Genomic DNA, 23,724 nt, shown 5'->3' on the forward strand with positions numbered 1-23,724 from the left:
CTCGGGTAGTAGATCCGCCCTTCTAGCCACAACGACGCACTGCACACCGCCTGTTGGCGCGTGACAGGCTGCGCCCACCAGCTGCCCCACCATGCCGTCGTCAGCGGAAGGCGTTGAGGTTGTCGCCGTGAAGTCCGTGGAAGCCATAGAGAATCCCGTAGCGAATGCTGTGGCGAATGCCGTAGAGAATTCAGCCGACGCGGAGAATTCACCTCCCGCGTCCTCCTCCGAAGCGTGGCGTGTCCTCCCCGCGGCCCAGCAGCCCGACTGGCCCGATCCCGCCGCGCTGCACGCCACCGTCTCGTCCCTTTCCGCCGCACCGCCCCTGGTGTTCGCGCGGGAATGCGACGCCCTGCTCGACCGTCTCGGCGAGGTGGCCCGCGGCAGGGCCTTTCTGCTGCAGGGCGGCGACTGCGCGGAGACCCTTGGCTCGGTGAGCGCGGAGTCCGTGCGGGGCAAGCTGGAGGTCCTGCTCCAGATGGCCGCCGTGCTGACGTACGCGGCCGGGGTGCCCGTGGTGAAGGTCGGTCGCATCGCCGGCCAGTACGCCAAGCCCCGTTCGCAGCCGACCGAGACCCGGGACGGCGTGACGCTGCCCTCGTACCGGGGCGACGCCGTCAACGGACTGGAGTTCACCGCCGAGGCCCGCACCCCCGATCCGGCCCGGCTGCAGCGCGTGTACCACGCGTCCGCCGCGACGCTGAATCTGTTGCGCGCCCTGTCCGCCGGCGGGCACGCGGATCTCGACCGGGTGCACGAGTGGAACCGTGACTTCGTGGCCCTGTCCGCCGCGGGACGCCGTTACGAGCGGCTGGCGGACGAGATCGACGCGGCCCTCACCTTCATCCGGGCGTGCGGCATGAGCACCTCGACGCTGCGCACCACGGAGGTGTTCGCCAGCCACGAGGCGCTGCTCCTCGACTACGAGTCCGCCCTCGTGCGCACGGACCCCGACACGGGGCGGCGCTACGCCCTTTCGGGGCACATGCTGTGGATCGGGGAGCGCACCCGCCAACTCGACGGGGCGCACGTGGCGTTCGCCGCCGGCGTCGGCAACCCCCTCGGCGTCAAGCTGGGTCCGGACGCCGGTGCCGATGACGTGCTGCGGCTGCTGGACCGGCTGGATCCGCACCGCACGCCCGGCCGGCTGACGTTCGTCGCCCGGATGGGGCGGGCCCTGGTGCGCGACCGGCTGCCCGCGCTGGTCGAGGCGGTACGCGCTCAGGGCGCCCGGGTGGTCTGGGCGTGCGACCCCATGCACGGCAACACGTACACCGCGCCGAGCGGTCACAAGACACGTCGCTTCGACGACGTCCTGGACGAGGTCACCGGTTTCTTCGAGGTGCACCGGGCGCTGGGCACGCATCCCGGCGGCGTCCATGCGGAGTTGACGGGCGAGGACGTCACCGAGTGCCTCGGAGGCAGCAGCGAGGTCCTCTCCGACGACCTGCATCTGCGCTACGAGACGGCGTGCGATCCGCGGCTGAACCGTGCGCAGTCGATGGATCTCGCCTTCCGGATCGCCGAGTGGTACAGCGCCGAGAAGCGCCGCCTCGGCCGCCCCCGCCCGGAACCCGTCCCCGCCCGCCCGTCGGGCATGTCCCTGCACGCCGACTACGCGGCATCCCTCGGCTGAGCGCCGGATCCGCGACCACGGAGGACAGTCACTGTGCGGCACTTCGAGCACTTCCCCGCCGGCAGCACCTATGAGCTGGGGGCCACGCGGCTGACCAGCGAGGACATCATCGACTACGCGCGCGCCTGGGACCCCATGCCCTTCCACCTGGACCCCGGGGCGGCCCGCCGCTCTCCTTTCGGGGGTCTGGTGGCCAGCGGCTGGCACACCGGAGCCGTGGTCATGGGGCAGTTCGTGCGCACCCTGCTCGCGGGCTCCGCCTGCCAGGGCTCCTACGGCATGGACGAGGTCCGGTTCCTCGCTCCCGTGCGCCCCGGCGACGAACTGCGCGGCCGGGCCACCGTGGAGGAGGCCTCACCGCATCCCCGGCGGCCCGGTACGGGCACGGTCCGCTTCGTCGTCGAGGCGGTCAACCAGGAGGACATGACGGTGTACCGGATGCGCACCCGGCTGCTGTTCGCCTGCGCGCAGCCGGCCGGCACCGAACACGAGGCCGTGTCCGTACGGCGCTGAGACCCGGCCCGGTCGGCTGACTCCCGTTCCTCCTCGGGCCTCCCCCTGCTCGAGGAGGAACGGGTTGCCTGTCACACACACCCTTTTGACTACACGCACCGTTGCGTCTAGTCTAAGGGCGCATCGATCGACGATCGAGGAGGGCCGCCATAGACGCACCGCACGACACCCCCCAGCCGGCCGGCGCGGCACAAGGGCGACGCATCAGAAACGGACCGAGGCGCAGCGAGGCCGCCCGTGTCGCCGTTCTGCGAGCCGCCGACGACCTGCTGGTCGACACCGGGTTCCAGGCCGTGACGGTCGGTTCGATCGCCGACCGGGCGGGGGTCTCCAAACAGACGATCTACCGCTGGTGGAGATCGAAGATCGACATCCTCCTCGACGTCCTGGAGGAGGACCTGCGGGACACGGCGTCCTGGCCGGCCCGGACGGAGTCCGCACCGGCCGCCCTGGTCGAGCATGTGACCCGGCTGAGCGGGGTCTTCACCCGGTCCTCCACGGGCCGCGTCCTGTTCGTGCTCATCGGCCACGCCCTGCAGGACGCCACGACCGCGGCCGCACTCCGAAAGCACGTGCTGGACCCCCAGCGCGGCCAGGACCGCGCACGGCTGCGCGCCGCCCTGGCCTCCGACTCGCCCGGCACCCTGCCCCGGCAGGAGGCCGACCAGTTCCTCGACCTGCTGGCGGGCCCGGTGTTCTACCGGGCCTTCATGACGGGACGGCCGACGGACCCACGGTTCGCCGAGCGTCTGGTCGCCACCCTCCTCACCTGCCGGCCGGGCACCCCGCCGGACCCGGCACCGACCGCCGACCCCATCCCCTGAAAGGCTGTTCCCGCATGTTCCGCGCACGCCGACCCCGTTACACCGCCACGGTGGAGGCGGTCTCCCTGATCGCCCCGCGGATGGCGCGCATCACCCTGGGAGGGCCCGGGATGTCGGCCTTCCGGTGCGACGAGCCCACGCAGTGGGTGAAGCTGTTCGTGACCGACCCGCTCGACGGCCGGACGGTCGGCCGCGCCTACACGGTCCGCCGCCAGTCCCCGTCGAGGCCATGCATCGACGTCGACGTCGTTCTGCACGGCAAGGGCCCGGCCGCACGCTGGGCCGAGTCCGCGCGCCCCGGCCAGGAGGTCTCCTTCGGCGGCCCCAAGGGGTCCTTCCGCCCCCTCCCGGACGCCGGCTTCTACCTCCTGGCGGGCGACGAGAGCGCCCAGCCCGCGGTCCTCACCATCGCCGAGAGCCTGCCGTCCGGAGTGCGCGGCACCGTCTACCTGGAGGTCGCGGGTCCCGAGGCCGAGGTCGCGGTGGACCGGCGAGCGGATCTGGACGTCGTATGGCTCCACCGGACCGCCGGCCGGCCCAAGGGTGAGGCCCTGCGCGACGCCGTGCTGACGGCCACCGTTCCCCCGCAGGGCGTCACCGCGTGGGTGGCCGGCGAGTCCGGCGCGGTGCGGGACATCCGCCGCCACTTCACGGACCGTCTCGGCCTGGACCGTCAGTACGCCTACGCGAAGGGCTACTGGAAGCTGGACGAGGCGGACCACCGCGACCCACTGGCCTCGGACTGAAACCCCTGCCGCATCGGTGACCGGTCTCGGCTTCCGGACCGCACTGCTCGCCCGGCCGGGCACACGCCGACCTCCGAGGGGCAACGGGTCACTCGTCGCCGACGCGTACGACCGCCACCGTGATGTTGTCGGGCCCGCCCGCCTCGATCGCGGCCTTCCACAGCTCGAAGGCCGCCCGCCCGTCGTCGTGCTCCCGCAGGATCTCGTCGAGTACGTCCTCCTTCACCGCGTCCGTCAGCCCGTCCGAGCAGACGAGGTAGCGGACGCCGGGCTCGAGGGACTCGGCCCTGACATGGGGCTGGACGGCACGGTACGTGGGCGAGCCGCCCAGGCACTGGGTGACGAGGGAGGTGATGCTCCCCGCCGGGTGCGGTGGGCTGTCGTCGACGCTCACCTGGCGCAGCCCGTCGCGGGAGACCGCGAAGACCCGGCTGTCGCCCACGTTGAACGCCAGCAGCGAGCCGGGCAGTACGACGACTCCGGCGACCGTCGTCCCCATGGCCGACAGCGCGCCTCCCTCGTCGCCGCCGGCCGCCTGGTACACGGCGCGGTTGCAGGCGTTCAGGGCGTCACGGACGGCGACCTCACTGCTCAGGGCGGGGCCGAGGGAGGCGATCCGGCGGACGACCAGGGCGCTGGCCACATCGCCGCCGGGATGCCCGCCGAGCCCGTCGGCGACGGCCACGACCAGGGGCGTCCCGAGCGGGAAGACCAGGCTCTGCGGATTCTCGGTGACGGTGGCGCACAGGGTCCACGGCCCCACGACGAGGCTGTCCTCGTTCCGCTCGCGCAGCAGCCCCGGATGGCTGATCGCACTCACAGCGACGTACGGCATGCAGCGCCACCGCCTTCCCGCACCGGACTGATCACCGGGGCCGGACGTCGACGTCCCCTACGAGTCTAGGAACACCGGCTTCCGACATGCCAGCGCAGCCGGAAGCGGCACCCCTCGCCCTCGAAGACATGCCCGAGATGCGCCCCGCACCGGGCAGACCGCACCTCGGCCCGCACCATCCCGTGCGAACGGTCCTCGATGAGCTCCACCGCATCGGAGTTGCGTGCATCGTAGAAGCTCGGCCGGCCTCAGTACCTGCAGCCGGCCGGGCATGAGCGCCCGTCCCGCGGGCGGGAGCACCTCACTCCCGCGCCACCGAGGCGATCTCACCCGCACCGGCCCGGTCACGCCGGAGTCGACTCAGGTCTCCCTCTGCGGCGCGTAGTCGGCCTCGTCCAGTCCGAAGGTCCAGGCGACGCCCTCCCGGGCGGTCCGGGCCCGCGGCGGCACCCGGAGCCAGTAGGTGCGGTGGGTGCCGTCGGGCTCCGGGGTGGAGTTGACGACCTCGACCATCACCAGGGGCTCGTCCCCCTCCAGTTCGATCCGCCACAGCACCCCGGTCTCGTCCCGCTGCAGGGGTTCGGCGCCGGACTCCTCCAGGTAGCGGTCGTAGCCGTAGTGCTCCAGCATCACGCGGCGCAGTTCGGCGTTCTCCTCTTCGCGTATCCGCCGGGGGGTCAGTGTGGCGAGCCCGCCCAGGAACGCGGCGGGAACCGGCATACCGTGCCAGGCGTGCAGCGCGAAGCCGTCGGGGAAGGCGAGCGCCGGGCCGTCCCCGCGGTGGAGCCGACCCGCCTCGTCCCGGTGCAGTTCCACGGGGCGTTCGGTGATGACCGCGGTCTTCTCGTACGGCCACCACCAGCCCGCGGCGCGGGCGACCGCGGCGATCCCGTCGAGTGCCTCCCCGCCGTCCTGGCCGTCGAAGGCTGCCAGCCAGGCCGCGTCGTGCTGCCCCAGGACCGCCTCGAGCAGTACGAGGCGGACGGCCTGTTCGCCACCGGCCACACCGGTGGCGGCCTCGACCACGCCCGTCCGGATGCGCTCGGTCAGACTGACGGTGCCGTCCCACAGCTGAGCGCCTGTCAGGGCCCACTGCTCGGCCCAGCCGGCCGGTCCGAGCCGGTCGGCGACACGCTCTCGCGCGACCGCCCAAGGGCGGGTGCGCACCTCGTCGCGGACGCTGCGGCCGGCGGCGCCCTGCCCCGTGAGCCGTGCGGCCAGTGCCGCGCCCTCGCGGGGCGATCCCGCCCAGATGACGCGCTCCGGCTCGGGCAGGTCCGCCCGCCGGTAGGCCAGACGCACGCCGTCCTCGGCCGCGGCGCGGTCCGCCGGACCGGTCGCCGCCGCGACGTCGCGCCACAGCACCGTCGTGTCCAGCAGTTCCGTTTCCATCGGCGCCCTCTCCACCGGCGCTTGCGACGGCGCCTCCATCGGCAGCGTCATCGTCCCGCTCCCCCGGTCTCAGTCCGCCACGACGCGTACCGCGCCGGGCACGTACTCCCGCTGTCGCACCACCCGGTACCAGCCCTTCGGCAGGGGTATCGCGGCGTGCTCCTCGTGCACCACCCGCCCACCGTCCGGGAGTTGGAGGTAGGCGGCGCCGAACGGCCCGGACTCCCGGACCAGAGTCCCCGGCCCGACCACCGCGTGGGCGTGTCCGGTGACCTCGCCGAGTGCCAGCACGAGCCTTCCCCGCGCGTCCCGCGGCTGCCGCGGCAGCCGGTCCGTGCCCGGTGGCACGGCTGCCTCGGCGATGGGCACGATCAGGACGTCCCCTTGCCGGTACATGCATGTCTCCCTTCACCGCCGGCGCCTTGCCGACCGATGCCAACGACGCTACGCCGGGGGTCTGACAACGCCCCTGGACAACGCGGCGGGCCGCGATCGCACAGCCCGCGAGGGGCGTTGTCAGAGGGGCTTGGTAGAACTCTTCGGGCCAGCACAGCGCCCCGCGTGCGTCCACCCGAGGAGACCAGCCGCATGTCCCACGTCGAGCATCTGAAGGAACTGCACGGCCTGCCGGCCTTCGACTTCCCCCGGCCCGGCGCGCGGCAGGAACTGCCGGAGGCGGGCACCGTGGCCTGGCGACTGAGCGTCGACCCCTATGACGACGACTCGGACGAGGATTTCGGCGCCCTGTGGGACCGCTTCCTCGACTCGGTGGACCCCGCCGGGGTCCGCGCGATCATCGTGGGCCAGTGGGGCGAGGCCTACGACCACGACTCCGGCTTCATCGTGCGACGACTCGTGGACGCCCGAGACCGGCTGAGCGCCCTGCAGGCCGTCTTCATCGGCGACCTGGAGATGGAGCAGGCGGAGATCTCCTGGATCGAGCAGTCCGATGTCACGCCGGTCCTGGAGGCCTATCCGCTGCTGGAGGAGTTGGGGATCCGCGGCGGCACCGGACTGCGCTTCCCGGCGCTCCGGCACAAGCACCTGCGCACTCTCTGCTTCGAGGCCGGCGGCCTGCCCGGCGAGGTCGTCCGCGGTGTCGCCGCCAGCGAACTCCCCGCGCTGGAGTACCTCGAAGTATGGCTCGGGGTGGAGGGGTACGGCGGCGACGCGACCGTCGCCGACCTCGCGCCGATCCTGTCCGCAGGGCGCTTCCCGGCGCTGCGCCATCTGGGCCTGCGCAACAGCGAGATACAGGACGAGATCGCCGCCGCCGTGGCCGGGGCCCCGGTCGTCGCCCAGCTCAAGTCGCTGGACCTGTCCCTCGGCGTGCTCACGGACGAGGGCGTGACGGCGCTGCTCGGCGGCCAGCCGCTCACCCACCTGGCCTGGCTCGACCTGCGCCACAACTTCGTCACGGACGCGGTGGCCCAGCGGGTTCGGGCGGCGCTGGAGCCGTCCGGCGTCGAGGTCGACCTTTCCGAGCCCGGCGAGGCCTGGGAGGACGACGGCGTCGTCCACCGCTTCACCGCCGTCGCGGAATGAGGCCGTCATGACCCTCGCGGATCACTTCGAGAGCTTTCACGGACTACCCGTCTTCACCCTCCCCGAGCCCGGTGAGCAGGCGCTTCCGGCGGCCGACGGTGTGGCCTGGCGACTGGACTGCTTCGCGGCCGGGGAGTTGCCGTTCGCCGAGCTGTGGCAGAGCTTCACGGACCGGGTGCCGAGTACCGGCGTGCGGGCTCTGGTCATCGGGCCCTGGTGGGACGACGAGTACACCGAGTTGCGTCCGGCGCTGGAGCTGATCCTGGCCGACGCCGACCGCTTCCCCGCACTGCGCGCCCTGTTCCTCGCCGACGTCACCGGCGAGGAGTGCGAGATCTCCTGGCTGCAGCTCACCGACGTCACCCCCGTCCTGGAGGCATTCCCCCTGCTGGAGGAGTTCGGCGTCCGCGGCGGCGACTCACAGGGGCTAGGTGAGGAGCCGCTGGCGCTGCGCCCGGTGCGGCACGGCGCGCTGCGGGTGCTGCGATTCGAATCAGGTGGCCTGCCCGGCCAGGTGGTGCGGGCCGTGGGCGCCTGCGAACTGCCCGCTCTGGAGCATCTGGAGCTGTGGCTCGGCGTGTCGCAGTACGGCGGTGACTCGACGGTGGCCGACCTCGCGCCGATCCTGTCCGCGGCACGCTTCCCGGCACTGCGCCATCTCGGCCTGCAGGACAGCGAGTTGCAGGACGAGATCGCGGAGGCGGTCGCCTCGGCTCCGGTCGTGGCACAACTCGAATCACTGAGCCTGTCCATGGGCACCCTCACCGACACCGGTGCCGAAGCCCTGCTCGGCGGCCGGCCGTTGACCCATCTCAAGCGGCTCGACCTGCATCACCACTTCCTGAGCGAGGCCGTGGCCGACCGGCTTCGTACGGCCGTCGGCTCCGCCGGGACCGAGGTGGACCTGTCGGACCCGCAGACCCCGCACCGGTGGCGGGACGAGGAGTGGCGCTATGTCGCCGTCTCCGAGTAGCCCGGCGGCCGGCTTGGCGCAGCACCCCGACGGCCATGTGGCCGGCTCGCGCCTTCGGTTCGCCGTCGTCGGCAATCCGGAGAACCGGCGGACGACGATGTTCGCCGACGCCGTACGCGCGGCGGGCCACCCGGCACCACGTGTGCTGGCCTGGCGCGATGTACTGGGCGGACGGTATGCCTTCACGCCCGGCGAGTTCGTGAGGATCGACTCCCCCGGCGAGAACGCCGAGGTCGACCGACTGCTGCGGGACACCGACGATCCCACGCGGGTGGAGGGAACGGCCCTGTGGTACCGCCGCTTCACGACGGCCGTCCGGCAGGTGACGCGCGCGGCGCGCCGTGCGGGTGCCATGCCGTCCGCCGACCCCGAGGAGGTCGCGGTGATGTTCGACAAACGGCGCTGCCATGCCCGGCTGACCGACGCGGGCGTCCCGGTGCCCCCGGCCCTGACGGGTCCGATCGGCGGCTGGGCGGAGCTACGGGACCGGATGAAGGCGGCGGGCGTCTCCCGGGCGTTCGTGAAACCGGCGCACGGTTCGTCGGCATCCGGCGTCGTGGCGCTCTCGGTGGCCGGACCCGGCCGGGTCAGGGCGACGACCTCGGTGGAGACCGCCCCCGATGGCCGACTGTTCAACTCCCTGCGGGTACGGCACTACAGCGGGGAGTCCGAGGTCGCCGCCCTCGTCGACGCGCTGGCCCCGGACGGGCTCCACGTAGAGCGGTGGCTGCCCAAGGCCACGCAGGACGGCCGGGCCGCGGACCTGCGGGTGGTCGTGGTCGCCGGACGCGCCACGCATGCCGTCGTACGGACCAGTCGGCACCCCATGACGAACCTGCACCTGGGCGGCGCCCGCGGCGACCTGGCCGCGGCACGCGAGGCGATCCGGGCCGCGGGAGGCAGCCTCGGCGACGCGCTGGACGCCGCCGAGCGGGCCGCGGCGTGCTTCCCGGGCACGCTGTGCGTCGGCGTGGACGTCCTGCCCTCCACCGGGTGGCGCCGCTTCACCGTCGGCGAAGTGAACGCCTTCGGTGACCTGCTGCCCCGCCTGACCGGCCTGCCCGCCAGCGGCGCCGAGGGCCTGGACACCTACGGCGCGCAGGTGGCCGCCGTACCGGCCGCGCTGCGGCACACCGAGCACGAGGAGCACCACCATGACGCCACCGGCTGACCAACCGTCGGCGGTCATGCCGCCGATCGACATGAACGAGGTCGTCGGCAGCCACGACCTCCTGATGGTCACGCTGGACACGCTCCGCTACGACGTGGCTCAGGAACTGGCCGCGTCCGGCCGCATCCCGAACCTGGCCCGGCATCTGCCCGGCGGCGCCTGGGAGCGCCGGCACGCCCCCGGCAGCTTCACCTACGCCTCCCATCAGGCGATGTTCGCGGGTTTCCTGCCGACACCGGCCACACCGGGTCCGCACCCGCGGCTCTTCGCCGCGCACTTCGCGGGCAGCGAGACCACGGCGGACGGCACTTTCGTCTACGACACTCCCGACCTGGTGTCGGGGCTCGCCGCCGCCGGTTACCGCACCGTCTGCGTCGGTGGCGTCGGCTTCTTCAACAAGCGGGGGCCGCTGGGCTCCGTGCTGCCCGGGCTGTTCCAGGAGAGCCACTGGGAGCCGGAGTTCGGCGTGCCCTCGCCCACGTCCTTCGAGGCGCAGGTGGCCTGTGCCGAGAAGGTCGTCGCCGGACTCCCGCGGGGGCAGCGGCTGTTCCTCTTCGTGAACGTGTCGGCGCTGCACCAGCCCAACTGGTTCCATCTGCCCGGTGCCACCGCCGAGGCGGGCGACACGCGGGCCACGCACGCCGCGGCCCTGGAGTACGTGGACCGGCACATCGGCCGGCTCTTCGCGGCCGCCCGCAGCCGCCGTCCGTGCTTCGCCGTCGTCTGCTCCGACCATGGCACCGCGTACGGCGAGGACGGCTACACCGGCCACCGCATCGGCCATGACGTCGTCTGGACCGTGCCCTACGCCCACTTCTTCCTCGACGAGGCCCGATGACGATCACCGAAGCGACCGGCACCGAAACCCGGGCACCGCGCACCGAAGCCGCGCCCCCGCCCGCCGTCCGCCCCTACCAGCACTACGTCTACGCGTACCCGCACAAGACCGCCTACCGACCGCTGCCCCACGAGCATGCGTCACTGCGCGCGCTGTGGGCCGACGAGCCGAAGACCGCCCTCTCCCTCTACTTCCACATCCCCTTCTGCGAGGTGCGCTGCGGCTTCTGCAATCTCTTCACCCGGATCGGGGCGCCCGGCGATCTGACCAGCGCCTACCTGGACGCGCTGGAGCGCCAGGCGGCGGCGGTGCGTGAGGCGCTGGGCGACGGGGCGCGGTTCGCGAACGCGGCCTTCGGCGGCGGCACTCCGACGTTCCTTCAGGCCGCGGAGCTGGAGCGGCTGTGCGATCTGGCCGAGCGTGGCCTCGGCGCCGATCTGAAGGCGATCCCGCTGTCCGTGGAGGCCTCGCCGGCCACGGCGACCGCCGACCGGCTGGCCGTGCTGGCCGCACGCGGCACCACACGGCTGAGCCTGGGCGTGCAGAGCTTCGTCGACGCCGAGGCGCGCACAGCCGTCCGCCCCCAGCGCCGGGCGGACGTCGAGGCGGCACTCGCCCGGATCCGCGACTGCGGCATCCCCGTCCTCAACATCGACCTCATCTACGGCATCGGGGGCCAGACCGAGGAGACCTGGCGCCGCTCCCTCGACGCCGCGCTCGCCTGGCGCCCCGAGGAGCTGTACCTCTATCCGCTCTACGTCCGCCCGCTCACCGGCCTCGGCCGGCACCGCGGTTCGGCGCCGACCGACGACGAGTGGGACGAGCAGCGACTGCGCCTGTACCGCCACGGCCGCGACCACCTGCTCACGCACGGCTACGAGCAGGTGTCGATGCGCATGTTCCGCCGCGCGGACGCGCCGACCACCGGCGGGGAGGACTACGCGTGCCAGACCGACGGCATGGTCGGCCTGGGCTGCGGCGCCCGCTCCTACACCTCCACGCTGCACTATTCCTTCGACTACGCCGTGGACATGCACCGCATACGCGGGATCATCGACGACTACACCGCCCGCACGGCCGAGGACTTCCGTCACGCGGACTTCGGCTGGGAGACGAACGAGGAGGAGTCCCGGCGCCGCCACCTGCTGCAGTCGCTGCTCCAGGCCGAGGGCATGCCCGTCGCGGACTACCGGGCCCGTTTCGGCACCGCGCCCGGTGACGACTTCGCCGCCGAGCTGGACCGGTTCGCCGGCCGGGGCTGGCTGGACGACTCCGCCGGTCCGGAGCTGCTGCGGCTGTCCCCCGAGGGCCTGGCCCATTCCGACGCGCTGGGCCCCGAGCTGTTCTCCGCCGCCGTGCGGGAGCGCATGGCCGCCTACGAGCTCAAGTGACGGAGCCCGCATGGACCTGACGATCCTCTACCGCGGCCCCCTGGCATCGTGCGACTACGACTGCCCGTACTGCCCCTTCGCCAAGCGCCGGGACAGCCGCGCCCAACTGGCCGCGGACCGCACCGCGCTGGAGCGCTTCACCGACTGGGCGGCCACGCAGCAAGAAGACCGGCTCTCCCTGCTCTTCACGCCGTGGGGCGAGGGCCTGGTTCGTTCCTGGTACCGGCGCTCGCTCGCGGAGCTGAGCCGGCTGCCGCACATCCACCGGGTGGCGATTCAGACCAACCTCAGCTGCCGTACGGACTGGCTGGCCGAAGCCGACCGGGACACCATCGCCCTGTGGTGCACCTTCCACCCCGGCCAAACGCCGTACGAGCGCTTCCTGGCCAAGTGCCACGATCTGGCCGCCCGCGGCATCCGCCACAGCGTCGGCGTGGTCGGCCTCCCCGAGCACCTGAAGCACGCGCGCCGCCTGCGCGCCGACCTCCCCGCCCATGTGTACCTGTGGGTCAACGCCGCCGAGGGCCATACGTACACCGATGCCGAGGCCGACCAATGGACCGCCCTCGACCCACTCTTCCCCTACAGCCGCCACCCCCACCGCAGCTCGGGCCTGCCCTGCCGGACGGGCGAGTCCGTCATATCCGTGGACGGCGAGGGCACGGTCCGCCGCTGCCACTTCGTCCGGTCGGAACTGGGCAACCTCTACGACGGCTCCTACCGGAAGGCGCTGCGGCCCCGCACCTGCCCTCTGACCGTCTGCGACTGCCACATCGGCTACGTCCACCTGGAAACCCTGCCGCTTTACGACGTGTTCGCAGGCGGAGTCCTGGAGCGAATCCCCGCAGTTCCGTGATTCCCAGGCCCAGCGGCAGGAAGGCGGGATGTAACTCGTGGTGTTGACTGGGACCGCATCGCGCACCCGTGCGGGGTAAGAGACCGGTGAAGACCCCGCAGTCCGAGCATGTCGACCTGGCCGGCGGTGCTCGTCGTCGGCGAAGATGCGCCGGTGAACAACCACATAACACCCCACACAGCCACGCCGGCACCCGCCCTGCGCCCCGTCCGCGGCGCGGCCCGGCTCGCGGTTGCCGCCCTCGCTCGGCGCGGTCTGGGCCGTACGGGCCGTCTGGGAGATCCGGCTCGCCGTGACCGGTCAGCCCGCCTCGGGACCGCCGGACCAGGGGGAGGGCGTGCACCGGCCGCTGACCTCGCTGGAGGACTCGTACCACCTGGTCGGCGCGGTGGGGGGCGGCGCGGTGCTGATCTGCGCGATCGTGTTCCTGCGGTGGCTGGACAATGTGCGGGACAACGCTCGCACCTTGTCCGGGCAGAAGCCGCGGTACTCCGGTTTCTGGCTCTACGCGGGGTGGTTGATCCCGATCGCCAACCTGTGGATCCCGCGCGGCATCATCGCGGACGCCCATCGGGACAGCGCCCCGGGCGAGCGGCTGCCGGGCTCCCTGAATGTGTGGTGGGGCCTGTGGCTGATCGGGATGTTCAGCGGGGTGGGCCTGATGTACGGCGATGACACGGACGAGATCATCGCCCGCGCCTACACCGACCTGTGGACGCTGCTCGCCTCGGACGCGGCCGTCATCGGTGCTGCCGTGGCCGGCATCCTCCTCGTCCGCGCCGTCACTGCCGTACAGGTGCGGTACCTGGACGGCAGTGTGCGGTAGCGATGCACCGGTTCACGCGAACCAGTGAGCCGGTTGCAGCTCACACAGAACCGTCGGCCGCAGTCGGCCGATGCCCACTCACTCCTCGTCCGGCACCAATCGCAACGAGATCGAGTTGATGCAGTACCGCTGATCCGTGGGCGTCGGATAACCCTCCCCCTCGAACACATGCCCGAGATGCGACCCGCACCGGGCGCACCGCACCTCGGTCCGCACCATCCCGTGCGAACGGTCCTCGATGAGTTCCACCGCGTCGGTGTCCTTCGGGTCGTAGAAGGACGGCCAGCCGCAGTGCGACTCGAACTTCGTGGTGGAGGTGAACAGTTCGGCGCCGCAGGCCCGGCAGGAGTAGACGCCCGTCGTCTTGGTGTTGGTGTACTCACCGGTGAAGGCGGGCTCCGTGCCGGCCTGGCGCAGGACGGCGTACTCGGCCGGACTCAGCTCCGCGCGCCACTGCTCGTCCGGCTTCTCGACGTCGTACGACATGGGTCCTCGTCCCTCACTTCGGCAGGCGGTCCAGGATGAGCGGGCCGAGGTCGGTGACATCGCCCGCGCCCATGGTGAGAACGAGATCGCCGGGCTTCGCCATTCCCGCGATCAGCGCGGGCACCTCGCCCTTGTCGTGCACCGCGGTCACTTCGGCGCCCGCCGCCCGGGCCGCCTCGATGATCAGGTCGCTGGTGACGCCGGGGATGGGGTCCTCGCGCGCCGGATAGATGTCCAGGACCAGCGAGGAGTCGGCGAGGGCCAGGGCGTCGCCCATCTCCTTGCCGAGCTCCTGCGTGCGGGAGAAGAGGTGGGGCTGGTAGACGACCAGGATCCGGGCGTCACCGGCGGCCGAACGCATGGCCTCCAGGTCGGCCGTCATCTCGGTCGGGTGATGCGCGTAGGAGTCGATGACCTGGACGCCGGCGGCCTCGCCCTTCAGCTGAAGACGCCGCTTCACACCCGTGTAGGCCGCCAGCGCCGGGGCCAGCTCGGCGGCCGGGACACCGAGCGCCGCGCCCGCCGCGAGGGCGGCCACCGCGTTGAGCGCGTAGTGGCGGCCGGGGACCGAGACCGTGAAGGTGAGCTCCTGGCCGTCGAGGAGGACGGTGACCTGGCTCTTCAGCCCCTGCGCCAGCACCGACAGGACCCGTACGTCGGCGTCCCGCGCCTCGCCGTACGTCACCACCCGCACCTCGCGCGCCGCGACCCGTCGGGTGAGCTCCCGCGCCCCGTCCTGGTCCGCCGAGATCACCAGCGTGCCGCCGTCGGTGATGCGGTCCGCGAACGTCTCGAAGGACTCGTAGATCTCGTCCATCGACGCGTAGTTGGCGTGGTGGTCGAGCTCGACGTTCAGGACGATCGCGACGTCGGGCGCGTACTTGTGGAAGCTGCGGTCCGATTCGTCCGCCTCGGCGACGAAGATGTCACCGTCGCCGTGCAGGGCGTTCGAGCCGGGGGCGTCGAGGTCGCCGCCGATGGCGTACGACGGCTTCAGGCCCAGCTCGCTCAACGAGACGGCCAGCATCGACGTCGTGGTCGTCTTGCCGTGCGTACCGGCGACGGCGATCGGGCGCAGCCCGTCCATCAGCGACGCGAGCGCGTCGGAGCGGTGCACCACCGGAATGCCCAGCTCGGCGGCGCGGGCCAGCTCGGGGTTGTCCTGCCGGATGGCCGACGACACGACGACACAGCTGGCATCGTCGGCGAGATGCTCCGCCGCGTGCCCGATGTGCACGGTCGCCCCCAGCGCCCGCAGCGCCTCGGCGGTCCCGGACTCCTTGGCATCACTGCCCGCCACCTTGGCCCCACGCTGCGCGAGGATCTTCGCGATCCCCGACATTCCGGCCCCACCGATACCGATGAAGTGCGGTCGGTCCATGGCGGGGGGAAGGCCGGCTGCCATGCGTGTTCTCCCAAGGTTGCGGTACGTGCGATACGACGGTGAGGCCCCAGCCTATGGGGTGAGGAGGTGGGCCTCACACATGGACGCAGGGAGCTGTGCCGACCTCAGGGGCGCGGGGAACTGCGCGACCAGCCACACGCGCCCCGCAGCCGGAAGGAGTGCCCAGCCCCTACGGCACTCACGGCCCAGCCCAGCGGCAGCGCTACGCCTTGCTGTGCGAGAACAGCTTCAGCACCGGCACCCCCACCTTGTGCCGAGCCCTCGACGCCCAGTCCCGATGGAAGAACTCCTCCACGTAGTGGGGATCGGTCAACACGATCACCTCGTCCGCGCCGACCTCGTCCACCACCGCCTTGAGCGCGTCGAGCGGATGGTCCTCCAAAAGCCGCCCCTCGGCCTCCGCCCCGGTCCCGCGCAGGGCGGTCAGCGACACTTCCAGCGCCCGCTCCCCCGTGCTCAGCGCCTCCTCGCCCTCCGGGGTCTTCCCCTCCCGGACCGCCTCGTCCAGCTCGCCGAGCGCGATGTCGTCGATGGCGCGCAGCAATCTGTCGGCCTGCTCACCGCGCGGCTGGAGCAGGACGTGGAAGGCGACCTGCTCGTCCCCGTGCAAGGTGGTGACGAACTCCACGTCGGCGGACGTCAGGGCCTTCTCGATCATCAAAACGCTTGTGAACACCGGGCGCCCCTTCTGCGGAAACCATCCTGCCCCGCGCTCGCACGGGGACTGCGACTTTCAGTGTGCCCGGCGGAAGCTAAACGGAACGGTAGATTCCGCCGTTTTCAGGACCACGACAGCGATAGAACCCTTTTCCGAACCACTCAAACCATCCTCACGTCCGCCGGTACCGGCTGAACAGGAAACCCTCCTCCTCCAGCAGCGACACCAGCTCGAACCGTTTCGGGACCGCCACCGAGGGCCCTCCGGCGATGCGCTGTGCGTCACCGGCGGTGAGCATCGGGGAGATCGTCAGACAGAGCTCGTCGAGCACCCCGGCGGCCACCAGCTGCCCGAGCAGCCGCGGGCCGCCCTCCGTCAGCAGCCGGGTGTGGCCGAGCTCGGCGAGGGCCTGGACGGCCCGTACGGGGTCGACGCCGACGCCGTCACCGGCGATCACCACCTGGGCACCGGCCTTCTCCGCGGCCGCGATCCGGTCCGGGGCCGCGGCGGCACCCGTGAGGACGAGGGTCGGGACCAGCGGCGAGGTGAAGAGCGGCAGGTCGTAGTCGAGGTCCAGGCTCGCGCTCACCACCGCGATGGCCGGGGCGGGCCCCTGCCCGGCCGCCTCGCGCGCCGCCGCGAACTCCGCACGCGCGCGTGCCGGACGGTACCCCTCCAGACGTACCGTTTCGGCACCGACGATCACGACGTCCGCCAGCGCCCGCAGCGTGCCGAAGATGCGCATGTCGGTGGCGGTGGAGATGGGCTGCGAGCGCCCGTCGTGCTGGGCGGCCCCGTCCAGCGTGGACACCATGTTGGCCCGCAGCCAGGGCAGCGCCCCGCCGGGTCCCGGCTCGGGATAGGCATACGCGGCGGCGATCTCGGCGAGACTCCACTCGCGGTCGATCAGGCCACCACCGGGAACCCCACCGGAGGCCTCGGCCCTCACCGCACCAGCCCCTGCACCCGAGGCGCCCTCACCACCGGCCGCGGAAGGCCCACCAGGCCCCTCGGCCACACCCCCCGCATCGACAGCTCCCACCCCCTCCTCCCCGGCCGAACCGCCGAAGGCCCTCGCTGCTGTCTCATCGGTCACAGGGAACAGGCGTCGCATGTCAAGGAGTGTGGCACGGCGATTAGCATGGTGAACCGTGTCGTCCTCCTCCGCCGCCTCCGGTCCGCGCCCGATAGCCGAAGCGAGCCCGCTGTCCCTGTGCGCGCGTGAGCCGCACGTCCCCGCGGACCGGCTGGTCGCCGAGATGGTGCCACCGCCGCGCTTCGACTCGGTCCGGTTCAGCACGTACATACCGGACCCGAACCAGCCCAGCCAGACCGAGGCGGTCGGCATCCTGGAGAACTTCGCCGCCGGGCTCGGCGGTGCGCACGCCAGCGGCGCCGGCAAGGCCAGGCGCGGCTTTCTCGGCTTCGGCAGGCCCAAGACGCCCAAGGCCCCCGCAGGCCCCCGCGGCGTCTACCTGGACGGCGGCTACGGCGTCGGCAAGACCCATCTGCTCGCCTCCCTCTGGCACGCCACCCCGGCCGAGCCGTCCCTCAAGGCGTTCGGCACCTTCGTGGAGCTGACGAACCTCGTCGGCGCCCTCGGCTTCCAGCAGACGGTCCAGACCCTCTCCGGTCACCGTCTGCTGTGCATCGACGAGTTCGAGCTCGACGACCCCGGCGACACCGTCCTCGTCTCGACCCTGCTCGGCAAGCTCGTCGACGCGGGTGTCGCCCTCGCCGCCACCTCCAACACCCTCCCCGGCAAGCTCGGCGAGGGCCGCTTCGCGGCGGCCGACTTCCTGCGGGAGATCCAGGGCCTGTCGGCCCACTTCCGCGCGCTGCGCATCGACGGCGAGGACTACCGCCACCGCGGACTGCCCGAGGCGCCGGCGCCGTACTCCGAGGAGCAGGTGACGAAGGCGGCGTACGCCACCGACGGCGCCTCGCTCGACGACTTCCCGCATCTGCTGGAGCACCTCGCCCGCGTCCACCCCAGCCGTTACGGCGCGTTGACCGATGGCCTGAAGGCCGTGTGTCTCACGGACGTCCAGCCGATCCCGGACCAGTCCACCGCGCTGCGGCTCGTCGTGCTCGCGGACCGGCTCTACGACCGTGAGGTCCCGGTCCTGGCCTCCGGACTGCCGTTCGACCAGCTGTTCAGCGAGGACATGCTCAAGGGCGGCTACCGCAAGAAGTACTTCCGCGCCATCTCGCGCCTCACCGCCCTGGCGCGCGACGCGCAGGGCCTCGTCACCGCCTGACGCCTTCTAACCGGCCAACTCCCCCAGGTCAAGGGGGAGTTTCAGCCATGCCACCCTCGCATTTCAGGCTCTCTTCAGCTCGAAACGTTAAGTTAACCCTGCAAACAACTTTGCCGGGCTAATGTGTTTCTTGACCAACGGTTGACCAAGTGTTGGCGCGGTCAAGAGGTGTGGACAGACTGGAGGGGGGCTCATGTTTCGAGGTACGACGGCCAGGACCGCGATTTCGATCTTCGCCGCCGTCCTGCTTGCCCTCCAGTTCTTCGCACCCACGACATCCTTCGCACACGCGCACACAGTCAGTCATGCAAAGGCCAAAGCCCAGCCCGGAATCAAGCTCTCCGGGAAGGCGCTGCGCGACGAAACCCTCACGTCCCGCAACTGCTTGCCGTCGGGTGATGGGGACCCGACCGGTCCGCTGCGCACTCGTGACCATCTGCGCTTCGCCGAATCCGGGCCTCAGGCGCCCGAGCGACCGTTGCTCACCCGGGACCCCGCGTCCGCGCACCAGCCGGCCAGAGCCGGCGCCGCGCACCAACGCACGTCGAGATCCTCGACATCCCACTCTCCGGCGGGACTTCAGGTCTTCCGCTGCTGAGAAGCAGAGCAGTCCCCCCACCTCTGTCATGTAAAACCACACCGACGCGCAAGTGCAGCGCGCCAGGAGGAGTCACCACATATGCAGCCCCTCATCGACAACGCCCGTACGTTCGGACAGCGCCCTGAGGAGTTCGCCAAGCTGGCCGAAGGGCAGTCACCGCAGGTCCTCTTCATCACCTGCTCCGACTCCCGTGTCGTACCCGCCCTCATCACGGGCGCCCGCCCCGGCGAGCTCTTCGAGCTGCGCACCGCGGGCAACATCGTCCCGCCGTACGTCTCCGAGCACCCCACCAGCGAGGCGGCCACCATCGAGTACGCCGTGGAGGTCCTCGGCGTCAGCGACATCGTGGTCTGCGGCCACTCCCACTGCGGTGCCGTCGGCGCGCTGGTGCGCGGCGACGACCTGGACGCCGTACCGGCCGTGCGCGACTGGCTCTCGCACGCCACCCCGCGCCCGTCCGGTGCCGTCGAGGACCCGGAGGTCGCCGAGGGCGTCCAGGCCCATGTGCTGACGCAGCTGCTGCGGCTGCGCTCGTACCCGTTCATCGAGAAGAAGCTGAAGGAGCGTCAACTGACCCTGCACGGCTGGTACTACGAGGTGCACAAGGGCGCCGTGCGCGCCCACAACACCGAGACCGACGCGTTCGAGGCACTGTGAGCGCCGTGATGACCAAGTTCCCTCACCTGCGGCAGGACTTCCTCGCCTCCATCGTCGTCTTCCTGGTCGCCGTGCCGCTGTGCGTCGGCGTGGCGGTCGCCTCCGGTGTCCCGGCCGAACTCGGCCTGATCACCGGCATCGTGGGCGGACTCGTCACCGGGCTCATGCGCGGCAGCAGCCTTCAGGTGTCGGGTCCGGCCGCCGGCCTGACCGTCCTGGTCTTCGAAGCCGTCAGCGAGTTCGGCGTGGCCACGCTCGGTGTCATCGTGCTGATGGCCGGTCTGCTCCAACTCGCCATGGGCTTCTCCGGGATCGGCCGCTGGTTCCGCGCGATATCCGTCTCGGTGGTCGAAGGCATGCTGTGCGGTATCGGTCTGGTGATCATCGCCGGACAGATCTACGCGGCAGCGGGCCTGAAGGCCCCGGAGAGCGGCCTCGGCAAGATCGCGGGGCTTCCGGACGCCTTCGCCGAAGCGTTCGGCAGCACCTCGGCGCTGGCCTCGCTCGCGATCGGGGCGGGCACCATCGCCGTGATCGCGCTGTGGAAGAAGATGCCGAGGGCCGTGCAGTCCGTGCCGGGCGCCCTCGCGGCGGTGGTCCTGGCCACGGTCACCTCGCTGGCCTTCAGTCTGCCGGTCGCCACCGTCGAGGTGGAGGGCCTGCTCGGCGTCATCCAGCCGCCCGGCGCCGAGGCCTTCGGCGAGCTGGCCAGCCCGGCCATCTGGGGCACGATCGTCGCTTTCGCGCTCATCGCGTCCGCCGAATCGCTGTTCAGCGCCGCGGCTGTGGACCGGCTGCACGACGGCCCGCGCACCGAGTACAACAAGGAGATGATCGCCCAGGGCGCGGGCAACACGGTGTGCGGCCTGCTCGGCGCGCTGCCCATGACCGCGGTGATCGTGCGCAGCTCCGCCAATGTCAACGCGGGCGCGAAGACCAAGGCGTCCCGTGTGCTGCACGGCGTGTGGCTGCTGCTGTTCGCCGCCGCGATGCCGTGGGCCCTGGCCCTGATCCCGATCCCCGCCCTGGCCGGCATCCTGGTCCACGCCGGCTTCAAGCTCATCCCGTTCCGCGAGGTCGCGGCGCTGTGGCGGAGCCACAAGGGCGAGGCGCTGATCCTCGTCGTCACCGCCGTCTCCATCGTCGCGGTGAACATGTTCGAGGGCGTGCTGATCGGTCTGGCCCTGTCGGTCGCCAAGACCGCCTGGGAGGCCTCGCACGTGAAGCTGGAGGTCATAGACAAGGGCGCCGGACCCATCCAGGCGTACCTGTCGGGCAACGCGACCTTCCTCAGGCTGCCGAAGATCCTCGACAGCCTGGAGGCCCTGCCGCAGGACCGCCCGGTCGAGCTCGACCTGTCCGGGCTGCACCACCTGGACCACGCCTGCCGTACGGCCCTGGAGTCCTGGGCCGAGCGGCACAGCGCGGTGGGCACGGAACCGGTGCGGGTCACCGAGCCGGAGCGGGTCACGGCGACCTGACCGGCGTATGACTCCTGGCGCGGTATGAAGTCCGGTCCGGGGCCGTCCATGGCCCCGGACCGGACACCGGGCATATCGTTACAGGAGCATACGGAACAGGCCTCTCGGCGAGGAGGTCGTCATGGTCGAGGAGCTGCTGGGCGCGGCTGTGGGCGTCGGCGTGGCGGGACTCGTGTATCTCGCGGCGGCCGCGCGGGTCGTCAAGCAGTACGAACGCGGGGTGATCCTGCGGCTCGGACGCCTGCGAGGCACCGTGCGCCAGCCGGGATTCACGCTGATCGTCCCCGCCGTGGACCGGCTCCACAAGGTCAACATGCAGATCGTGACGATGCCCGTGCCCGCGCAGGAGGGCATCACCCGTGACAACGTGACCGTGCGGGTCGACGCGGTCGTGTACTTCAAGGTCGTGGACGCGTCGGCCGCGATCATCAACGTCGAGGACTACCGCTTCGCCGTCTCCCAGATGGCCCAGACCTCGCTGCGCTCGATCATCGGCAAGAGCGACCTGGACGATCTGCTCTCCAACCGCGAGAAGCTCAACCAGGGCCTGGAGCTGATGATCGACAGTCCGGCGGTCGGCTGGGGCGTGCAGATCGACCGCGTCGAGATCAAGGACGTGTCCCTGCCGGAGTCGATGAAGCGCTCCATGGCCCGGCAGGCCGAGGCCGACCGCGAGCGGCGGGCCCGGGTCATCAACGCCGACGCCGAACTGCAGGCCTCCAAGAAGCTGGCCGAGGCCGCGCACCAGATGGCCGACGCGCCCTCCGCCCTCCAGCTGCGGCTGCTGCAGACGGTGATGGCGGTGGCGGCGGAGAAGAACTCCACGCTGGTGCTGCCGATCCCGGTGGAGTTGCTGCGGTTCCTGGAGAGGGGGGCGCAACCGCCGCCGGACCACGAGGTCCAGCCCGCCTCCGAGCACGCCACCGTGGAGAAGTCCGCCGAGCAAGCCATCCCGGAGTCCACGCCGGAATCCATCCCGGAATTGGCCCAGGAGTCCGTCCCCGAGTCCGTCCCGGGGCTCGTCCAAAGCTCCGCCCCGGAACCCGTCCCGGAATCCACGCCGGACACCCCCGGACAGCCCCTCAACAAGTGACACACGCTACGCGCGTGGTTCCCGCGACTCGCACCAGGTGATAGACACGGCGGGGTCACAGTTCCTGTCCGCCAGCAGGAAGGTTGCCCCATGTCCGAGCACACGACCGCCGACGGTACGTCACGTCGTCAACTCCTCGCCCGCACCGGCGCGTTGGGCGTCTCGATCGCCTTCGCCGGAAACCTCACCGAACTCTTCGCGGGCACCGCCGCCGCACAGAACCTCGGCCACACCGGATACGGCCCGCTGGTCCCCGACCCCAAGGGCCTGCTCGATCTGCCGGAAGGTTTCTCCTACCGCGTCCTCTCCCGCGAGGGCGACAAACTCCGCTCCGGTGAGGGCCTGGTCCCCTCCAACCACGACGGGATGACGGCGCTGCCCGGCAGACACGGCCGCGTCCACCTGGTCCGCAACCACGAGAACCGCGCCAACGGCAGGGTTCCGGTCCCGACGGTCGAGGGACTCACCTACGACCCCGCCGGCAAGGGCGGCTGTACGGCCCTGACGCTGGACTCCCGCAACCGGGTGCTGTCCGAGCGGGTCGCCATCGCCGGTACGGCCGTCAACTGCGCGGGCGGGCCCACGCCTTGGGGTACCTGGCTGACCTGCGAGGAGACCGAGGACAGGGCGGGCACCAACGGCTACACCAAGGACCACGGCTTCATCTTCGAGGTCGACCCGGCCAACCCGCACCGCTCCGGCGCGGTCCCGCTCACCGCGATGGGCCGCTTCCAGCACGAGGCGATCGCGGTGGACCCACGGCGGGGCATCGTCTACGAGACCGAGGACGCCTTCGAGAAGCCCTTCGGCCTCTTCTACCGCTTCCTGCCCCACCAGCCGCACGGCAGCCTGGGCACCCTGCGCGCGGGCGGCCGCCTCCAGGCGATGCGGGTGCCGGGCGTACCCGACCTCTCCTCGATCCAGGAGACCGGCGCGAGCTTCGAGAACATCGAGTGGGTCGACGTACCGGACCCCCTCGCCGCCCAAACTCCCATCCGCCACCAGAACTTCGGCCCGAAGGGCATCACGCACGCGCAGAAGCTGGAGGGCTGCTACTGGGGCGGCCGCAGCGTGTACTTCGTCTCCTCCTTCGCCCGCCGATCGGAGGGCTCGGCGGCGGACCACTACGGCCAGATCTGGCGCTACGACCCCGCCGCACGCCGCCTCACCCTGGTGATCGTCTTCGGCCCCGACACGAACGTGCAGCTCCCCGGCGAGTCGCCGGACAACATCTGCCTCGCCCCCAGCGGCGGCCTGATGGTGTGCGAGGACGGCAACGGCGCCCAGCACGTCTACGGCGTGACACGACGCGGGGAGGTGTACGCGATGGCGCGCAACGCCCAGAACATCGGGACCCCCGCGGAGCCGGAGTGGGGCGAGTTCGCCGGCGTCACCTTCTCGCCCGACGGCGGGACGATGTACGTCAACTGCTACACGCCGGGCACGACGTTCGCGGTGACGGGACCCTGGCGCGGGTAACTGCCCCGTCACGCCCCCGGAGCGGAGGTCTCCCCTGTCCGGGACGTCCTCTAGCCT

Annotated in this window: 23 protein-coding genes and 1 pseudogene; 16 read left to right on the top strand and 8 right to left on the bottom strand. The window is 71.5% G+C overall.

The features are described 5' to 3' along the window. The first annotated feature begins 169 nt into the window (after nt 1-169). From ACIREI_RS22400 to ACIREI_RS22415, 4 genes are all read left to right on the top strand, one after another. Nucleotides 170-1,636: a class II 3-deoxy-7-phosphoheptulonate synthase gene (locus tag ACIREI_RS22400; protein ID WP_403335453.1), complete on the top strand. Its 1,467-nt coding sequence runs from the start codon at nt 170-172 to the stop codon at nt 1,634-1,636. 33 nt (nt 1,637-1,669) lie between these two features. Beyond that, entirely contained in the window at nt 1,670-2,149 is a 480-nt protein-coding gene (locus ACIREI_RS22405; protein WP_403335455.1) for a MaoC family dehydratase, read from the top strand. A gap of 248 nt (nt 2,150-2,397) precedes the next feature. Beyond that, nucleotides 2,398-2,973, top strand: coding sequence for a TetR/AcrR family transcriptional regulator (locus ACIREI_RS22410; protein ID WP_403335941.1), 576 nt, complete (start codon nt 2,398-2,400; stop codon nt 2,971-2,973). Between the two features lie 14 nt (nt 2,974-2,987). After that, a complete protein-coding gene (locus ACIREI_RS22415) occupies nt 2,988-3,719 on the top strand; it encodes a siderophore-interacting protein (RefSeq protein WP_403335458.1) in 732 nt (243 codons plus the stop codon). Between the two features lie 88 nt (nt 3,720-3,807). Here the strand turns inward: ACIREI_RS22415 and ACIREI_RS22420 are convergent, their stop codons facing one another. The 4 genes and pseudogenes from ACIREI_RS22420 to ACIREI_RS22435 form a co-directional block, all read right to left on the bottom strand. Beyond that, the gene (locus tag ACIREI_RS22420; RefSeq protein WP_403335461.1) at nt 3,808-4,554 is read right to left on the bottom strand and encodes a PP2C family protein-serine/threonine phosphatase; all 747 of its coding nucleotides are present in this window, start codon (nt 4,552-4,554) and stop codon (nt 3,808-3,810) included. 65 nt (nt 4,555-4,619) lie between these two features. Next, nucleotides 4,620-4,802 (bottom strand): annotated as a pseudogene (locus tag ACIREI_RS22425) (peptide-methionine (R)-S-oxide reductase); the annotation flags it as partial. 112 nt (nt 4,803-4,914) lie between these two features. Further along, a complete protein-coding gene (locus ACIREI_RS22430) occupies nt 4,915-5,946 on the bottom strand; it encodes a DUF6745 domain-containing protein (protein WP_403335943.1) in 1,032 nt (343 codons plus the stop codon). Between the two features lie 69 nt (nt 5,947-6,015). Further along, entirely contained in the window at nt 6,016-6,342 is a 327-nt protein-coding gene (locus tag ACIREI_RS22435) for a hypothetical protein (protein ID WP_403335464.1), read from the bottom strand. Nucleotides 6,343-6,534: 192 nt separating this feature from the next. Between ACIREI_RS22435 and ACIREI_RS22440 the strand changes: the two genes are divergently transcribed. The 7 genes from ACIREI_RS22440 to ACIREI_RS22470 all read left to right on the top strand — a co-directional run bounded on the left by ACIREI_RS22440 (nt 6,535) and on the right by ACIREI_RS22470 (nt 13,546). After that, entirely contained in the window at nt 6,535-7,491 is a 957-nt protein-coding gene (locus tag ACIREI_RS22440; protein ID WP_403335467.1) for an STM4015 family protein, read from the top strand. 7 nt (nt 7,492-7,498) lie between these two features. Then, the gene (locus ACIREI_RS22445) at nt 7,499-8,464 is read left to right on the top strand and encodes an STM4015 family protein (protein ID WP_403335470.1); all 966 of its coding nucleotides are present in this window, start codon (nt 7,499-7,501) and stop codon (nt 8,462-8,464) included. Next, entirely contained in the window at nt 8,445-9,635 is a 1,191-nt protein-coding gene (locus ACIREI_RS22450; RefSeq protein ID WP_403335472.1) for an STM4014 family protein, read from the top strand. Before ACIREI_RS22445 ends, ACIREI_RS22450 begins: the two co-directional genes overlap by 20 nt. 31 nt (nt 9,636-9,666) lie before the next feature. Then, entirely contained in the window at nt 9,667-10,473 is an 807-nt protein-coding gene (locus tag ACIREI_RS22455) for an STM4013/SEN3800 family hydrolase (RefSeq protein WP_403335946.1), read from the top strand. Then, entirely contained in the window at nt 10,470-11,864 is a 1,395-nt protein-coding gene (locus ACIREI_RS22460; protein WP_403335475.1) for an STM4012 family radical SAM protein, read from the top strand. The genes ACIREI_RS22455 and ACIREI_RS22460 overlap by 4 nt, the downstream gene beginning before the upstream one ends. A 10-nt stretch (nt 11,865-11,874) precedes the next feature. Then, a complete protein-coding gene (locus ACIREI_RS22465) occupies nt 11,875-12,720 on the top strand; it encodes an STM4011 family radical SAM protein (RefSeq protein WP_403335478.1) in 846 nt (281 codons plus the stop codon). A gap of 232 nt (nt 12,721-12,952) precedes the next feature. Continuing rightward, a complete protein-coding gene (locus ACIREI_RS22470) occupies nt 12,953-13,546 on the top strand; it encodes a DUF4328 domain-containing protein (RefSeq protein WP_403335481.1) in 594 nt (197 codons plus the stop codon). 78 nt (nt 13,547-13,624) lie between these two features. On the opposite strand, the gene msrB is transcribed toward ACIREI_RS22470, so the two are convergent. The 4 genes from msrB to ACIREI_RS22490 all read right to left on the bottom strand — a co-directional run bounded on the left by msrB (nt 13,625) and on the right by ACIREI_RS22490 (nt 17,209). Further along, nucleotides 13,625-14,032, bottom strand: coding sequence for a peptide-methionine (R)-S-oxide reductase MsrB (gene msrB / locus ACIREI_RS22475; RefSeq protein ID WP_403335483.1), 408 nt, complete (start codon nt 14,030-14,032; stop codon nt 13,625-13,627). Between the two features lie 13 nt (nt 14,033-14,045). Continuing rightward, on the bottom strand, nt 14,046-15,437 hold the full coding sequence (gene murC, locus ACIREI_RS22480; protein WP_403335485.1) for a UDP-N-acetylmuramate--L-alanine ligase: 1,392 nt from the start codon (nt 15,435-15,437) through the stop codon (nt 14,046-14,048). A gap of 202 nt (nt 15,438-15,639) precedes the next feature. Further along, nucleotides 15,640-16,113 (bottom strand): indole-3-glycerol phosphate synthase, encoded by a 474-nt coding sequence (locus tag ACIREI_RS22485; protein WP_301996052.1) that lies wholly within the window; start codon nt 16,111-16,113, stop codon nt 15,640-15,642. A 154-nt stretch (nt 16,114-16,267) separates the two neighbouring features. Further along, nucleotides 16,268-17,209 (bottom strand): pyrimidine reductase family protein, encoded by a 942-nt coding sequence (locus ACIREI_RS22490; protein WP_403335488.1) that lies wholly within the window; start codon nt 17,207-17,209, stop codon nt 16,268-16,270. Nucleotides 17,210-17,246: 37 nt separating this feature from the next. Here ACIREI_RS22490 and zapE point away from each other — a divergent pair, with 37 nt between their 5' ends. From zapE to ACIREI_RS22515, 5 genes are all read left to right on the top strand, one after another. Then, nucleotides 17,247-18,356 carry a cell division protein ZapE gene (zapE, locus tag ACIREI_RS22495; RefSeq protein WP_403335490.1) on the top strand — a complete coding sequence of 370 codons (1,110 nt, stop codon included), beginning with the start codon at nt 17,247-17,249 and terminating at the stop codon, nt 18,354-18,356. Between the two features lie 679 nt (nt 18,357-19,035). Continuing rightward, nucleotides 19,036-19,614, top strand: coding sequence for a carbonic anhydrase (locus ACIREI_RS22500; protein ID WP_403335493.1), 579 nt, complete (start codon nt 19,036-19,038; stop codon nt 19,612-19,614). 8 nt (nt 19,615-19,622) lie between these two features. Further along, nucleotides 19,623-21,095 carry a SulP family inorganic anion transporter gene (locus tag ACIREI_RS22505; protein ID WP_403335496.1) on the top strand — a complete coding sequence of 491 codons (1,473 nt, stop codon included), beginning with the start codon at nt 19,623-19,625 and terminating at the stop codon, nt 21,093-21,095. Between the two features lie 121 nt (nt 21,096-21,216). After that, a complete protein-coding gene (locus ACIREI_RS22510; protein ID WP_403335498.1) occupies nt 21,217-22,188 on the top strand; it encodes an SPFH domain-containing protein in 972 nt (323 codons plus the stop codon). Between the two features lie 90 nt (nt 22,189-22,278). Then, the gene (locus ACIREI_RS22515; protein WP_403335501.1) at nt 22,279-23,667 is read left to right on the top strand and encodes a PhoX family protein; all 1,389 of its coding nucleotides are present in this window, start codon (nt 22,279-22,281) and stop codon (nt 23,665-23,667) included. Nucleotides 23,668-23,724 lie beyond the last annotated feature (57 nt).

The organism is Streptomyces sp. NPDC093591 (assembly GCF_044764885.1).
Lineage (GTDB): Bacteria > Actinomycetota > Actinomycetes > Streptomycetales > Streptomycetaceae > Streptomyces.

What these genes read in the sequence shown, in the direction of transcription:
- ACIREI_RS22455 (WP_403335946.1), top strand. Translation starts at nt 9,667, where the DNA reads ATGAACGAGGTCGTCGGCAGCCACGACCTCCTGATGGTCACGCTGGAC.
- ACIREI_RS22505 (WP_403335496.1), top strand. Translation starts at nt 19,623, where the DNA reads ATGACCAAGTTCCCTCACCTGCGGCAGGACTTCCTCGCCTCCATCGTC.
- ACIREI_RS22465 (WP_403335478.1), top strand. Translation starts at nt 11,875, where the DNA reads ATGGACCTGACGATCCTCTACCGCGGCCCCCTGGCATCGTGCGACTAC.
- ACIREI_RS22420 (WP_403335461.1), bottom strand. Translation starts at nt 4,554, where the DNA reads ATGCCGTACGTCGCTGTGAGTGCGATCAGCCATCCGGGGCTGCTGCGC.
- ACIREI_RS22515 (WP_403335501.1), top strand. Translation starts at nt 22,279, where the DNA reads ATGTCCGAGCACACGACCGCCGACGGTACGTCACGTCGTCAACTCCTC.
- ACIREI_RS22445 (WP_403335470.1), top strand. Translation starts at nt 7,499, where the DNA reads ATGACCCTCGCGGATCACTTCGAGAGCTTTCACGGACTACCCGTCTTC.
- ACIREI_RS22440 (WP_403335467.1), top strand. Translation starts at nt 6,535, where the DNA reads ATGTCCCACGTCGAGCATCTGAAGGAACTGCACGGCCTGCCGGCCTTC.
- msrB (WP_403335483.1), bottom strand. Translation starts at nt 14,032, where the DNA reads ATGTCGTACGACGTCGAGAAGCCGGACGAGCAGTGGCGCGCGGAGCTG.
- murC (WP_403335485.1), bottom strand. Translation starts at nt 15,437, where the DNA reads ATGGCAGCCGGCCTTCCCCCCGCCATGGACCGACCGCACTTCATCGGT.
- ACIREI_RS22435 (WP_403335464.1), bottom strand. Translation starts at nt 6,342, where the DNA reads ATGTACCGGCAAGGGGACGTCCTGATCGTGCCCATCGCCGAGGCAGCC.
- ACIREI_RS22415 (WP_403335458.1), top strand. Translation starts at nt 2,988, where the DNA reads ATGTTCCGCGCACGCCGACCCCGTTACACCGCCACGGTGGAGGCGGTC.
- ACIREI_RS22430 (WP_403335943.1), bottom strand. Translation starts at nt 5,946, where the DNA reads ATGGAAACGGAACTGCTGGACACGACGGTGCTGTGGCGCGACGTCGCG.
- ACIREI_RS22460 (WP_403335475.1), top strand. Translation starts at nt 10,470, where the DNA reads ATGACGATCACCGAAGCGACCGGCACCGAAACCCGGGCACCGCGCACC.
- ACIREI_RS22500 (WP_403335493.1), top strand. Translation starts at nt 19,036, where the DNA reads ATGCAGCCCCTCATCGACAACGCCCGTACGTTCGGACAGCGCCCTGAG.
- ACIREI_RS22490 (WP_403335488.1), bottom strand. Translation starts at nt 17,209, where the DNA reads ATGCGACGCCTGTTCCCTGTGACCGATGAGACAGCAGCGAGGGCCTTC.
- ACIREI_RS22510 (WP_403335498.1), top strand. Translation starts at nt 21,217, where the DNA reads ATGGTCGAGGAGCTGCTGGGCGCGGCTGTGGGCGTCGGCGTGGCGGGA.
- ACIREI_RS22450 (WP_403335472.1), top strand. Translation starts at nt 8,445, where the DNA reads ATGTCGCCGTCTCCGAGTAGCCCGGCGGCCGGCTTGGCGCAGCACCCC.